Source organism: Massilia sp. CMS3.1 (assembly GCF_051262535.1).
Taxonomy (GTDB): Bacteria; Pseudomonadota; Gammaproteobacteria; order Burkholderiales; family Burkholderiaceae_D; genus Telluria.
Genome location: NZ_JBIMES010000019.1, coordinates 39958 through 53512, shown reverse-complemented (window position 1 = coordinate 53512; position 13555 = coordinate 39958). Strand labels below are relative to the sequence as shown.

Sequence of the window (13555 nt, the reverse complement as noted above, 5' to 3'; positions counted from 1 at the left end):
CCATGTCGGATCGTCAATGTGCGGCGTTGCAGTCTACCCGATCGGGGCCACCGCTCGGCTAACGCGACAAAACCCAATAACGACCGGCCCAATATGGCCCTCGGCGGTATCACATCAAAACAAAAACTGGCACTCGCCGTATAACCTCTACTTTTAGCATGCTCTAAAAATGGGGGGATTACCTACCTTTACAACAATCCCTGGAGAACCTCACCGTTCGCTCTTCGAACCGTTCCCACTCTTGAAGTCGTGTGCAGCAGGACTTGACGTGACTGTTTTCGCCTCAAAAAATTTTCCCACAGCGGTAGTCGCGGCATCTCTTCAGTAGTTACTTAATAATGGATAAGGGAACAGCAATTATTTCGGCGGAAAAAATCTGCCTCAGCCTATACTGGACCAACAGGACAGTTCACGCTGATATCGTCAATGCGGACGTGAAGAGGCAGTGCGTACGACCTCTTCGGTTTGGCAGCCGGATGAAGCAAATGCGAAAGCCCTTTCTACGGAGTCGTCGCCATGAGATGCAATGTAACCTTCCACAAAATTAAATGTTGCTTAAAAGTACTGTTATAATTTCCGTTCGCATGCCTCTAGAGCTTGCGGTTGGGCTGGCCGAACAATTAAGCAAGTGCAGACTTCAGCAAATTGTTCACTGGGTAGATGGGGGGAAAATGAGCCGTACTTATAAAATCCGTCCACGACCAGCAAATTTGGGAACTGGGTGGAATTTAAAGCTGATCGAGAACGGGCAGGAGGCCGGCGGTGGCATCTTTCCCGTCGTAGAAGAGGACGCCGCCGTTGGCATGGCATGGTGGAATGAGTTGACAGAAGAGAGACGCGCTCACTGGCTAATGATGGCAGCTTCCGCAATGCCCGCCGCTGCACGCCATGCGTATCTCCTGGCACAGGCGTACAACGACGCTCTTGACCAAGCTGAAGCATGGATCGGTTGCAAGTCTTGCTCCAATGGTGCTGAACTAGATCACCTCTCATCACTAACAGTATTAGCACGGTACAGCAGCCTGGCAGGACAGGGTTACAGCGAACTGTCATCCCTTTGCTAATGTCGTGCTGGCTGATAGGCTATGCCAAACCGCTCTGCCAAATGCAGGAGGCGCCTGTCTAGCGTCCAAAGCTGCGAGCCTGGCGTTAGCAACGCCGACGCCAACAGAGCGAGGTCGACCAGACCGCACCCGAGCCCATACAACTGTTCGCGCTCGATCAGCTCTTTTACTTCGTTCAAGCTAGCTTGTTGTGTCTGCGAAAGCGCTGCAATGTCAGTTAGCGTGCGAGCCCGCGGTGCCGGCGGCGTACCACACGCCAGTTCAGTCACCACCATGGGATGCGTTAGCGCAAGGTCCAGCGTAAGCAATTCGACAAGCGTCTCGTTGCGATCCCGAAAATGATCGACCCAGACCGAGGTATCGACTAAGACACCTCCAGTCATGCCAAGTCAACGCCCCGACGCGGCACCTCAGGCATCTCCGGGAACGCACCGCCGAGTGCCGCAAGACGTTTTGCCGCCTGCACCCGAACGAAAGTTTTAATTGCCTCCCGAAACAGATCTCCCCGATCCATTTCCGGATCGGCCATGTCTAGCGCTTTTGCATACAGCTCATCGTCAATCGTAACTGTCGTTCTCATCATTCCTCCAGCATCAAAGATGATCCGATTTTGCATCAAATCGAACATCTTCACAAGTGTGCCAGCTCGGCCAGCGTCCGATGAAGTAAAAGTAGGACCGTTTATGAAGCAAACATGATACTTCTTGAAGAAATGAAGTAAAAGTGAAACTGTCGGCGCTTGCATGCCAACATCGGGAGGAGCCGGAATGCTGGTGTCCCTTCATGGACTCATAGTGGTATGAACGAGTGAAACGAGTGTTTCGCAATGTCGAATGAACATTGGGTAGCTTGCCTGCTGGCTTAGCCGATCAGCTCCGCCGGACGATCCCCGGTTTAAACCCGACATTATGGGAATAATGTTAGCGTAAGGGGTGACAATGGTAATCCCCCCATTTTTAGAGTATGCTAAAAGTAGAGGTTAAGCGGCGAGCGCCAGTTTCTGTTTCGGCGTAATACCGCCGAGCGCCATGTTAGGCCGGTCGTGATTGTAGGTCCACAGCCAGTTGGTGGCAAATTCCTGGATTTCGTCGAGCGTCTCAAACAGGTGATGAGCAAGCCAGTCATAGCGAACTGTCCTGTTATATCGCTCGACGTAAGCGTTCTGCTGCGGCCCAACCTTCGGGCAATTTATTCATCCCGAACGCGCTACTCTCGACAAAGACAGTCATGCAGGCGTAAAGGCTCACTGCAGAGATACCTACTGGAGCTATCTTCAGGAAATAAATTCCCTTCTTGCAGATCAGCCGTGGATTATGGGAGATCGCTTGACGATTGCAGATGCTTATGCGTTGGTTTTCTTTCCTTGGGGGCGTGATCTTAAGCTGCCAATCAACGAGTTAACGCATTTGGCTGCCATGAAGGATCGGATGATCCAGCGTCCAGCTGCCCGTCGCGCTCTGGAACGTGAAAAAAGCATTCTTCTCCGCATGTGATGTTCACAGCATGGCCGCCCGCTGCGGGTATGTGGGGCGCTCACGCTTACAAGCCTGTCTATCTATCATAAGCCTGCGCAAGCAAAAATCTCAATTGCCACTATCAAGAAATTCATTGCTCATCTTTTAGAACCATCTAAAATATCGATGGTAAGCATCGAAATATATGCGCTACCGAGATTGGAATGCTGGGCTTAAGATTCATCTCAAGCTAGTTAAACGTATCAAGGACTTTCCAGGAAACATCGCCGCATTTCTACTGCAGGAGAACATTGAATGAATAACGAATCGCACACCCCTAACGTGTGCTCGGCCACGGCTTGATGGCTGCAGCTGGGGCCTAAAAGGAAGTATCAGTACGCGTGAGACATTCGGCGCGGTCTGGCGCTTCCTGGGCTAAGCACGCGTTTGACATTACGTCCCGGTTGAGCGGATTCGACGTCACTTTGATCGAACATGCGTATCACGCATGCATTGGCGCGTGTTTACTGTAAGGCGAAGTTCGGTGTCTAAGGCTTTCGCCATACCGAGAAGTACACGGACCCATTAGACCTACTCAAGGGATGTCCAGAAAACACAGGCGGATTCCGCCACAGGAGAATACTAGATGAATAACGAAACGCATAACTCCGAACGCCGCAAGTTGCTCGGAAACAGCCTAATTACTGCCGCTGCCGCTGTAATCGGAAGTTTCAGTGTCCCGGTACAGGCCAACTTTGAGCCAGCTGAAAAGTCTAACCAGAAAGCACGCAAGATGCCTCTTGCAGCAGACATCATCATCGTCGGCGGGGGCTCGGCTGGCGCCGTCATGGCGCGGCGGTTGAGCGACAACAATAAGCGCCGTGTACTTTTGCTCGAAGCCGGCCACAGTTTCGACCCCAAGCACTATCCAGATGTAGTCGCCAAAAGCCATGTGTTGGGTGCCAATGGTAATCCTGAGTTCGAATGGGGTTACAAGACCGAACCTGGCTATGTCGGGCATGCCATCAGCGCGGTGCGCGGCAAGGTCATTGGTGGGAGTTCCGCTGTCAACGGCGCGGTCGCCCTTCGCGCTCGTCCTGATGATTTCAAGCGCTGGAACCTGCCAGGTTGGAGCTATGAGGAGATGCTGCCGTACTTTAAAAAGCTCGAGAGCCGAATCGGCGGCTCTAATGCGCTTCATGGCCGTAACGGGCCGCTGCCCGTGCGGCAGCTTACCCGCGCCGATATAACCCCCATGCAGCGCGCTTTCATGGACGCATCACTCGCTAACGGTTTCAAGGCTATCGTCGACTTTGATGGTCCTGACGCCAATGGTGTCGGCCCGTATCCCATGAATATTGTTGATGGCGTGCGGGTCAATACTGGCATGGCGTACCTGACGGCTGAAGTGCGAGCGCGCAAGAACTTGACCATTCGCCCCGATACTATGGTCGACAAGGTATTGTTCGAAGGCAAGCGAGCCGTTGGCGTGCAGCTCGTTAATGGCGAGAAGCTGTTCGCGGGCGAAGTGATCCTGTCAGGCGGAACATACGGCAGTGCCGCGATCCTGCTGCGCTCTGGTATCGGGCCGCAAGAACACCTGCGTTCTCTGAGTATCCCGATGGTAGCTAACCTCCCTGTGGGCCTGAACTTGGTCGACCATCCTATCTACTATAACGCTTATGCAGCGCGGCCAGAGACAATCGGAGAGCAATCGCCGGTAATCGGCGCCAAACTGTGGACGCATAGCTCCAGCGCTACGCCTGGGGAACTGGACCTGCACATTACGGCAACCCACCTGTTCCCTCACGAGCAGAGCCCGACCAAAGTCGGTTTCGTGCTGGCAGTGGCGTTGACGCGTCCGCTCTCGAGCGGTCGCCTTTCGCTAGTTAGCCGAGATCCAATGGCAGCACCCCGAATTGACCTGAATTTCCTTAGCGCTCCTCAGGACAGGGCCCGGCTGCTGGAAGGAGTAAAGATGGCGCGAAAAATTGGCCAAACCGGACCGTTGGCAGCATTGGTCAGTGCTGAACTCAAGCCTGGACCTGCGGCCCAGTCCGATGACGCCATTCTCGCCTCTATTAAGTCGACTCTCGATACCTACCATCACCCTACCTCGACCGCGCCAATGGGGCGCCGCAACAACCCGGCAGCTGTCGTCGATCTAGAATGCAAGGTGCATGGTGTAGAAGCGCTGCGGGTAGTGGATGCCTCCGTTTTTCCCGACGTTCCTTCAGTGGCGACGAATGTCACCGTTATTGCGACCGCTGAGCGTATCGCCAGTATGTTTGCCTGAATCCTTTAATTATCGGAGCCTAATTATGACAACAGCTATTGCATTGAATTGGATTGACGGCGCATGGGTCGATTCTGGAATCCACAAGGACTCCATTAATCCCGCTACTTCAGAAGTAATCGGCCAGTACGCAGACGGTGGGCTGCAGGAGGCAACCGACGCCATTGCCGCTGCAAAGCGCGCCTTGCGCGAGTCAACCTGGAAGGACGACCGCGTGCTCCGCGCCACAGTTCTGTATGAACTGGCCGCCGCGTTCGAGCAACACGCTGATGCCCTGGTCGAGATCCTTGCGATCGAGAATGGCAAGGTCAAGCCAGAAGCGGGGTTCGAGGTTGCGATGGTCCCGTCGAAGCTGCGGTACTACGCGTCGCTGACGCGTACCGAATACGGCCGTGCGGTCGAACCGAAGCCTGGTTCATTGTCGGTCGTGCTGCGCGAGCCAATGGGGGTCGCCGGCATAATTACGCCTTGGAATTCTCCAGTCGTGCTGATGATCCGTTCTTTGGCGCCAGCCTTGGCATCTGGCTGTACTGCCGTAATCAAGATGCCTGGTCAGACCGCTCAGACCAATGCGCTAGTGGCGAAGATTATGGCCGAAGTGCCTTCACTGCCTCGCGGCGTTATCAACTTGTTTAGTGAGTCCGGCGCAGAAGGTTCCAAGTGGATGATCGAGTCGCCTGATGTGCCGGTGATCAGCTTTACCGGCAGTACCGCAACCGGGCGCGCCATTTCGGCTGTCGGCGCCCAGCGCTTGAAGCGCTTTGGTTTGGAGCTAGGTGGCAAGACACCGATGATTGTGTTTGACGACGCAGACCTCGCGGTCGCCGTTCCAAAACTAGAAAAGGCTCTTACTGTTTTTTCCGGCCAGTTCTGCCTGACGGGCTCACGCGTGCTGGTACAGCGCGGCATCGCCCAAGCCGTGCGTGAACAGTTGTCGGCGCGGCTGGAAGCGGTCAATGTCGGTCCGGCCTCGGATCCAGCCAGTGATATGGGCCCACTCATCGACAAGTCTAACGTCGAGCGCGTAGAGCGCGTTGTGCAAGCGGCGCTGGACGCTGGCGCCAAGGTACTGGTGCGTGGCGGCCCGATAGTAGAAGGTCCGCTGGCAAGAGGTGCTTTTTACCGCCCCACGTTGCTGGAAGTGTCGGATGCCGAAATGGATATCGTTCAAAAGGAAACCTTCGGCCCGGTGCTGACGCTGCAGGTGTTCGACACTGAAGCCGAAGCTATAGCACTTGCTAACAACAGCGAGTATGGCCTTGCCGCAAGTATCTGGACACGTGATATCGACCGTCCAATACGAGTTGCGCGCAACTTAGAAGCGGGAACAGTATGGATTAACGACTGGGCAGTAGTTTACGACGAGTTCGAAGAAGGTGGCTACAAGCAGTCCGGGCTAGGGCGCCTCAATGGTATGGCGGCAATGGAAGATTTTATCCAATACAAGCACATCACCATGACTTCAGGCACCGTGCCGCGATAGCAAGATGGCAGTCGTAAGCACCTCAAGCCTTTACGATAACAGTCTGGCGCAATGAGCGCGAATTTCGACGAACATGCGGGTTCAACTCCGAAAGAAGACCGAGCATGAGCTGCGCCAGGAGCAACTGCCGCCGTCGAAAATCGTCAAGGCGTTCACCTACATCCAGGCGCCACGCATCCTGACTTGGGACAAGCCTGCCGGATCGCCGGAACAGCTGGTCCTGGCTACGTCCAGCAATCATCCGGAAGCGGTCGCATGGGTGGCGCGCTTGTACGACCAGTTCGGGTTGACTGCGTCGACCACAGTCCGCTGAGCGAATCGTGGCGTAACTGTCCAGGGCAGCCTGCCTGGAAGCAGGAATGCCACACACGCGAGGAACTCATCGCCAACCTTGCGCGGGCGCGCCCTATCACGACGGCCTGAGGCGACTGTTGTTCCGGTAGGACTAGAAGATGGCTACAGCACTCCTGGCTGAGGCGCCTCAATGGCATGGCGGCAATGGACAATTTTACCTAGTACGAGCACATCACCATGACTTCTGGCACCGTGCCTCAATAAGTAAGACGGCAATTGTAAGCAATTCCAAGCCTATGCGACGATCTTAAGGCATCCGGTGCGCCACGTTTGGCAAATATGCAGGTCATCGCCGGACCCATTTCAAAGGTCGGATGGCGCGCGGGACATTGCTAGCGTCTTTAGTTGAGAGATATGTGCTGCGTGCAAAGCGTGTGCTAAGCAAGGTCGTGCCAAGCAAATCTAGTTTCCCAATTCAACGGTGTTGCAGCCATCGACAACGGCGCCGATGCCAGCGTAGGGCCGCCTAGGGTTAGACTATCGCGCGAAACATGCAGACGCCAGGTAGCAACCATTGTTGGCAAGTTGCTCGAATGAGTATGCGATTAGGGAGCCTGGTGTATTGGCTTACTCTGCCGCTTACACGTTGGCGGCCGTTTCACAGGGACGCTTAGAGTGAATTCGCCTGCTGGACAGACTGAAAGATCTGTGTGTTGAGTAACCACCATATGAGTCATTTAGCGATCAGCTCGGTGTCCGTTGAAGGTCTCCAAAGTCGCATAATTTGAGTAACTGCGTTGTCCATTTCCTCACGTGTAGCACCGTCACGCGCGAGCGTCGATAAACCGAGCAGAAAACTTTCCAAGACTTTCGAAAGCGCGGTGAAATCAGTCATGGGATCAAGTTCCTTTTCTGCGACGCCGCGCCTGACGCAAGCCAAGATGCCGGCACGGTTCCTAGCACGTGCCCTGGTCAATTCTTCCGTAACAGTCGCGTCATCCGGCGCGCCTGCGCTCATCACCCCCAACGCGACCATGCATCCTGCAGGATGCCCTGTTTCTCTCTGCATACGAGCTGAACTACGTAGCGCTAGTTCGATGGCCGCACGTGGAGAGAGTTCTGCATCCCAGAGACAGTCCATCACGGACCCATGGCTTTGCAGATAAAGAGCGATAGTTTCCTGGAAAAGTGCGTGCTTGGACTCAAATGCAGCGTAAAAGCTGGGCGCGGAGATACCAAGTTCAGCTTTCAACTGGCTCAACGATGTTGCGTCGTATCCATTCTGCCAAAAAAGATGCATAGCTTTGGTCAGCGCGGCATCGCGGTCGAATTGTCGCGGGCGGCCCATCTTCGTCATCATTCCTCCATTCTTCAGATTTAAATACTAAACGATACAAAAGTCCTTGACAAGCGTTACATGCCTCACCTATCATGTGTACTGATCGGTACATATCTTGGTTGTATGGAGACAATGTGTTCGTTTCGTCAAAACAGGAGCAATGATGGACGTAGTAAATGAGATCCATGGTCAAGAAACGTTGAAGTCCGAACCACTACCAATCGCGGCATTACTTGCGTTGGCGATGACAGGCTTTATCTGCATCGCCAGTGAGACTCTGCCAGCAGGCCTGCTGCCTCTGATCGCCAACGACCTTCACGTCAGCACTGCAGCAGCAGGACAAACCGTCACCGCGTATGCACTTGGTTCCGTCCTCGCCGCTATTCCACTGACAGCCGCCACGCGAGGATGGCGACGCCGCCAGGTTCTGCTGCTGACAATTGCCGGATTTCTGGTCTTCAATACGATCACGGCTTACTCATCCAGTTTTTGGATGACGATGTTGGCGCGGTTCGGCGTAGGTGCTGCGGCTGGCTTGGCATGGAGTCTGCTCGCCGGTTACGCTAGGCGAATGGTGGCTACGCACCAGCAGGGGCAAGCAATGGCAATTGCAATGATAGGGACACCAATTGCGCTCGCTCTAGGCGTACCCCTCGGTACATGGCTTGGCAAGGCATTTGGTTGGCGCAACGCCTTCGACATCATGTCGGGCCTAAGTGTGCTGTTGATTATCTGGGTGCTCGTCAAAGTACCGGATTATCCCGGACAGCCAGAACATGAACAGCGTTCGACGAACACCGTCTTCAAGACGCCAGGTGTCAGGTCTGTTCTGGCAACAGTCATTCTATGGATGCTAGGTCATAACATTTTATATATCTTTATTGCACCGTTTGTTGCGCTTGCGGGTTTGGAGCGCCGCATCGATGCAGTGCTTCTAACCTTTGGCCTGTCGGCGCTTGTTGGTATCTGGATCGCTGGGCGAATGGTCGACCGACGGCTACGCGTTGCAGTCCTGTCGAGCTTGGCTATGTTTGCGCTGGTTGCTTTGCTCTTCATCTTCGCGCCATATGCTCCAGCGGCGATCTTTGTTGGGGTCGCCGTCTGGGGGCTCAGCTTTGGCGGTGCCGCGACGTTGTTGCAAACGGCATTAGCTGATAGCGCTGGCACCGGCGCCGACATCGCTCTATCATTGAATGTAGTGGCTTGGAACGGTGCAATTGCCGGCGCCGGTGTGCTCGGTGGTGTGCTGCTCGACACCTGGGGAGCGGCCTCGTTTCCTTGGGCAGTACTGGGACTATCAGTCGCTGGCCTAGGCATCGCTTACTCAGCTCAAACGCACGGTTTTCCGGCAAGTCCACGCGTGCACTAATACCCCCTTTTTTTGTTTAATCCCCTTTTAATCAAGGATATATTATGTATAAAAATTTCTTACCAACTCTTTTTTTAAGCTGTGCGATATCGCTGGCCCCATCTGCATTCGCTGCCGATGAGTTTCCGCTTCCGCAAGGATTTAGTAGCGAATATCGAACTATTGACGGCGTCAAGATGCACTATGTAAAAGGCGGCTCTGGACCGCTGGTCTACTTAGTCCATGGTTTCGGCCAGACCTGGTATGAGTGGCACCAATTAATGCCTGAACTGGCTAAGCGCTACACTGTCGTTGCCCCCGATCTGCCTGGTCTTGGACAGTCGGCAGCTCCTGCGTCATATCGGGCTACTGACGTAGCTCCGATACTTTATAAGCTTGCCCAGCAGTTCAACGGTGGTCAAAAGTTTGACTTAATCGCACACGATATCGGTATCTGGAACACCTACCCCATGTTGGTCAAAAACCAGGATATGATACGCCGCGCTGTGTATATGGAAGCCCCCATTCCTGAAGACAGTATCTATGAGTTTCCAGCATTTACTCCCGAGGGAGAATCTCTAGTTTGGCACTTCAGTTTTTTTGCTGCCCAAAACCAGCTTGCCGAAACTCTTATTACAGGCAAAGAGCGTTTCTTCCTTGAGCATTTCATTAAGGAGCATGCGACTAATAAGGCTGCTTTTACGCCGGCCTTGCTTGACATGTATGCCAAATCTTACGCGAAACCACATAGTCTTCATGCTTCATTTGAATATTATCGGGCTCTAAATCAAGGTGTAAAGGACAACAAGAAATTAGCGAAAACGAAAATCACGATTCCCATGTTAGCTATCGGGGGGGGTGGACATGGTGGCATGGGAAACTATCAAACTACAATGCTTCGTAGGTATGCCAACAATGTTACTGGTAAAGTGCTACCTAGCTGTGGGCACTGGTTGCCGGAAGAATGTTCCAAACCATTAAACGAGGCAGTTCTCGATTTTCTTGCGCCTAAGTGAGACTCTACGTTCCATTGAGTTGGATTTCTTTAGTGTGCTCACTTCGGTGAGCATCTGGCAGGTGCCTTTCCTATTAATGGCACGTTGCTTTAGAAGCGTATGTCAATCATGCACGCTACAGTTCTCGCTAAAATCTCCCAAACTTGCCAAGGCTGACTTGCGGTGTCGTCCATGCTGTTTTCGAGTTTTATGCATGTACCCTCGCAGTATTGGCTCAACCGCCAATATCTGCGAGATTCATGTCAGACCGGTGTAGCCCGCCCTGGCTCAACGGCGTCGTACTCACCAGTAACTAGCTTGCGTCGCAGGATTTTCCCAACCGGTGAGCGGGGGATTTCTCGTACAAAAACGTAGTCACGCGGGCGCTTGAAAGCGAGGAGACTGGACGCCCTGCAGTGCGCGTCAAGCTGCTCGGCGGTAGCTTCAGCCCGCGCCTTTACAAACGCTACGACGCGCTGCCCCCAGCGCTCGTCGGGCAGACCGGCGACAGCAACTTCGTCTACTGCAGGATGAAGTGACAAGACCGATTCGATGTCCATTGGCGAGATGTTCTCGCCGCCACTAATGATCATGTCGTCCACCCGTCCTGTAACGAACAGGTCACCGTCGTGGTCGATATAACCTGTGTCACCCGTGAAGTACCAGCCGGCACGGATTGCCTTCGCATCTGCATCCGGGCGATTGCAGTATGCTTCAAACGCTTCCTCGCCGGCCAGGTCGCATATGATCTGGCCTTCCTCGAGCGCTGCAGCCGGTTCTCCGGGGACTCGCGCATCGTGCGGTATCACCCGGATGCGCGCATTGATCCCGGCCCGCCCGGCGCTGCCCAGCTTGCGCGAGGCGTCCTGGCTATAGGCGAAGGTAAACACTTCAGACGAGCCATAGTGGTTGACGAACAGCTCAGGCGAGAAAGCCTCCACTAAGCGCCTGAGCAGCGCTTCCGGCATCGGCGCGCCAGCGAAGCCGAGCTTTTTCACGGACGAGACATCGGCACCGTGGCAGTCACGCCAGGCCAGCATGTCGTGGTAAAGCGTAGGTACAAGGTACAGGCTCGTAATACGTTCGTCCTGGATATGGCGAAAGGCTTGCGCGCTGTCGAAGCGGGGCATACAGACGAACACGCCATCGACCAGCGCCATCGCTAGCAGCGAGCGCACGCCCATCGTGTGATACAGCGGCATCACCCCAAGGGTGCGCTCGCCTCGCCTGTACAGGTTCTGGGCTACGTGACCCAGGGCAGCAGCACGTTCCGCGCGGTGACGGCAAGGCACGCCTTTCGGCTTGCCCGTCGTTCCAGAGGTGTACAGCATTAGGGACAGGTCGGCGCTGTCGGCCCGCACGATGGCTGCGCGCGGCGCTGCCGTGCACAGTTCGTCGAAACACAGCGTGCCGGCGGCAGCACCGACGGCAATCCGGGGTAGACGGCTGGCGATGCTGCTCGCCGCAACCGCCGCAACCGCCGCCTCGCTGCATGGCTCGACCACCACGGCCCGCGCGCCGGCGTCAAGCGCGCAATAGTCGACTTCTTCGGCATTGGCGCGCCAGTTCAGCGGCGTCATGACAACGCCCAGGAACTGGCAGGCCCAATGCAGGGTCGCCATCTCGAGCCGATTCTGCAGCACCACCATCAGATGGTCGCCCCGAGTCAGGCCAAGCGCGACGAGGCCGGCGGCAACGCCCTGAATGCGTTCATACCATTACGCATACGTCAGGCGCTGATCGCCGTCGACAACCGCCAGCGCCTGCGGGCTGCGCTCGACGCTTTGCAAGAAAGTCCGTCCAAGATCCAGCATGATTTCTCCTCCTTGTTATTAGGTGATGCGTGAGGCCCAGGATCCTCGCTAGCGCGCGTGGCGCTTGCGTTTCCAGGCACGCCAGGTCATGGCCCACTGCGATGGGTCGTCGAGATGGCCCTTCAGCCGGTGGATGGCTGCGTTGTGCGGCGCGGTCTTGACTAGTTCGGGATTGGAATAGGCTTCCTCACAAATCTTCGCTAACACCGCTATCCAGGTGTCGAGCGCCTCCTTGCCATACATCTCTCCGGCTTCAGGTGTGAACGGCTCGGGAATCAGCCACGGGTGGTGGCTGCTCCACATCGGATCGATGCCGAAGTCGCTCATCCGGTTCTGCATGTCGTGGGCATCGACCCCGGTCTCTTCCTTCATCTGCTGCAGGCTGTAGCGTGTCATCTCGAGGCGCGGGGTCGTGTGGTTGGGATGCGAGCGAGTCACGCCGCGGATCGCGAGCAGACCCTTCTCCATGTAATTATTGGCGAGCACCGAGATGTCCGCGGCTTCGGCCATGCCTGCCGCTCCCATCGCGCGCGCCCAGGCATAAGCCTTGATGATGACTGGGACGTTGCCCCAGAACTCACGGATCTTGCCGATGCTGAGCGGACGGTCGTAGTCGAGGCGATAGCGCTCGCTGTCGCGCACCACGACCGGTTTGGGCAAGAACGGCACCAATTCGGCCGAACAGCCATATGCGCCGGCCGCCGGCCCGCCAACGCCGCTCTTGGGCGCGCCAAAGGTCTTGTGCAGCATGAACATACAGGCGTCGAACCCCAGTTCGCGGGCTCGCAGGCGGGTCATGACTCCGTTGAAGTTCGCAGAGTCGTAGAATGACAGGCCACCGGCTTCGCGCACGATGCGGGTCCACTCTTTGATCTCGGGGTTGTAGACGCCCATATCGTCAGGGTTGTTTACCATCAGCGCTGCGGTGCGGTGCGACACCGCCGCCTTGAGTGATGCTAGCGAGGGGTAGCCGGTCTTTTCGTCGATCATTAGGGTGATGACCTTGAAGCTGGCGGCGGCGGCGGTGACCGCGCTGCTCGGATGGGTCTGGATCGTGGTGATGATCTCGTTGCGCTGTTCCAGTTCTCCGCGTGCGGCGTGGTACGCACGCGTCACCGTGGCGCTCGGATAGGCCGCGTCGGCGCCGCCGCCCGCCCAATACGTGTCAATAAAGTACAGCGAGCGCTTGGCAGAATCGGGCATCGAGCCGTCTGTGGGTAGCAAAGGCGACAGCTACGATAATGCCCTGGCCGATACCATCAACGGGCTCTACAAGGCTGAACTCATCCATCGCCGCGCTCCCTGGAAAACACGTGAGGCCGTCGAGCTGGCCACCTTGGAATGGGTTTCCTGGTTCAATCACCACCGGCTGCTGGAGCCGCTCGGCTATATACCGCCGGCCGAAGCTGAGGCAAACTATTACAAGCAACTGAGCAGTCAAGCCGTCCCGGCCTGACTCACACTAACC

The 13555-nt window shown here is 55.6% G+C and carries 13 protein-coding genes and 2 pseudogenes; 9 read left to right on the top strand and 6 right to left on the bottom strand.

Annotated elements, in window-relative coordinates:
- The first annotated feature begins 548 nt into the window (after positions 1-548).
- Positions 549-1064: a hypothetical protein gene (locus ACHAC9_RS21885; protein ID WP_435763433.1), complete on the top strand. Its 516-nt coding sequence runs from the start codon at positions 549-551 to the stop codon at positions 1062-1064.
- Here ACHAC9_RS21885 and ACHAC9_RS21880 read toward each other — a convergent pair.
- The 3 genes and pseudogenes from ACHAC9_RS21880 to ACHAC9_RS21870 all read right to left on the bottom strand — a co-directional run.
- On the bottom strand, positions 1061-1447 hold the full coding sequence (locus tag ACHAC9_RS21880) for a PIN domain-containing protein (protein ID WP_435763431.1): 387 nt from the start codon (positions 1445-1447) through the stop codon (positions 1061-1063). The two genes, ACHAC9_RS21885 and ACHAC9_RS21880, sit on opposite strands and share 4 nt — an antisense overlap.
- On the bottom strand, positions 1444-1644 hold the full coding sequence (locus tag ACHAC9_RS21875) for a type II toxin-antitoxin system VapB family antitoxin (protein WP_435763440.1): 201 nt from the start codon (positions 1642-1644) through the stop codon (positions 1444-1446). The genes ACHAC9_RS21880 and ACHAC9_RS21875 overlap by 4 nt, the downstream gene beginning before the upstream one ends.
- A gap of 399 nt (positions 1645-2043) precedes the next feature.
- Positions 2044-2235, bottom strand: a pseudogene (locus ACHAC9_RS21870) (integrase core domain-containing protein); the annotation flags it as partial.
- Between the two features lie 19 nt (positions 2236-2254).
- Between ACHAC9_RS21870 and ACHAC9_RS21865 the strand changes: the two are divergent.
- From ACHAC9_RS21865 to ACHAC9_RS21850, 4 genes are all read left to right on the top strand, one after another.
- Positions 2255-2557, top strand: coding sequence for a glutathione binding-like protein (locus ACHAC9_RS21865; RefSeq protein WP_435763438.1), 303 nt, complete (start codon positions 2255-2257; stop codon positions 2555-2557).
- Positions 2558-3164: 607 nt separating this feature from the next.
- A complete protein-coding gene (locus tag ACHAC9_RS21860) occupies positions 3165-4814 on the top strand; it encodes a GMC family oxidoreductase (RefSeq protein WP_435763429.1) in 1650 nt (549 codons plus the stop codon).
- Between the two features lie 25 nt (positions 4815-4839).
- Positions 4840-6297 carry an aldehyde dehydrogenase family protein gene (locus ACHAC9_RS21855; RefSeq protein WP_435763427.1) on the top strand — a complete coding sequence of 486 codons (1458 nt, stop codon included), beginning with the start codon at positions 4840-4842 and terminating at the stop codon, positions 6295-6297.
- A 73-nt stretch (positions 6298-6370) separates the two neighbouring features.
- Positions 6371-6610 carry a hypothetical protein gene (locus tag ACHAC9_RS21850; RefSeq protein ID WP_435763425.1) on the top strand — a complete coding sequence of 80 codons (240 nt, stop codon included), beginning with the start codon at positions 6371-6373 and terminating at the stop codon, positions 6608-6610.
- A gap of 714 nt (positions 6611-7324) precedes the next feature.
- Here ACHAC9_RS21850 and ACHAC9_RS21845 read toward each other — a convergent pair.
- Positions 7325-7951: a TetR/AcrR family transcriptional regulator gene (locus tag ACHAC9_RS21845; protein ID WP_435763423.1), complete on the bottom strand. Its 627-nt coding sequence runs from the start codon at positions 7949-7951 to the stop codon at positions 7325-7327.
- A 139-nt stretch (positions 7952-8090) separates the two neighbouring features.
- On the opposite strand from ACHAC9_RS21845, the gene ACHAC9_RS21840 reads away from it, so the two are divergent.
- Both ACHAC9_RS21840 and ACHAC9_RS21835 read left to right on the top strand, forming a co-directional pair.
- Positions 8091-9299, top strand: coding sequence for an MFS transporter (locus ACHAC9_RS21840; protein WP_435763420.1), 1209 nt, complete (start codon positions 8091-8093; stop codon positions 9297-9299).
- Between the two features lie 44 nt (positions 9300-9343).
- On the top strand, positions 9344-10294 hold the full coding sequence (locus ACHAC9_RS21835; RefSeq protein ID WP_435763418.1) for an alpha/beta fold hydrolase: 951 nt from the start codon (positions 9344-9346) through the stop codon (positions 10292-10294).
- Positions 10295-10536: 242 nt separating this feature from the next.
- Here the strand turns inward: ACHAC9_RS21835 and ACHAC9_RS21830 are convergent, their stop codons facing one another.
- A complete protein-coding gene (locus ACHAC9_RS21830) occupies positions 10537-11979 on the bottom strand; it encodes an AMP-binding protein (protein WP_435763436.1) in 1443 nt (480 codons plus the stop codon).
- Here ACHAC9_RS21830 and ACHAC9_RS21825 point away from each other — a divergent pair.
- Positions 11881-12120: a hypothetical protein gene (locus tag ACHAC9_RS21825; RefSeq protein WP_435763415.1), complete on the top strand. Its 240-nt coding sequence runs from the start codon at positions 11881-11883 to the stop codon at positions 12118-12120. The two genes, ACHAC9_RS21830 and ACHAC9_RS21825, sit on opposite strands and share 99 nt — an antisense overlap.
- 15 nt (positions 12121-12135) lie before the next feature.
- Here the strand turns inward: ACHAC9_RS21825 and ACHAC9_RS21820 are convergent, their stop codons facing one another.
- Positions 12136-13290, bottom strand: a complete 1155-nt coding sequence (locus ACHAC9_RS21820; protein ID WP_435763413.1) for an aminotransferase class V-fold PLP-dependent enzyme — start codon at positions 13288-13290, stop codon at positions 12136-12138.
- Between ACHAC9_RS21820 and ACHAC9_RS21815 the strand changes: the two are divergent.
- Positions 13241-13543: pseudogene (locus ACHAC9_RS21815) on the top strand (integrase core domain-containing protein); the annotation flags it as partial. The gene ACHAC9_RS21820 and the pseudogene ACHAC9_RS21815 overlap by 50 nt on opposite strands.
- Positions 13544-13555 lie beyond the last annotated feature (12 nt).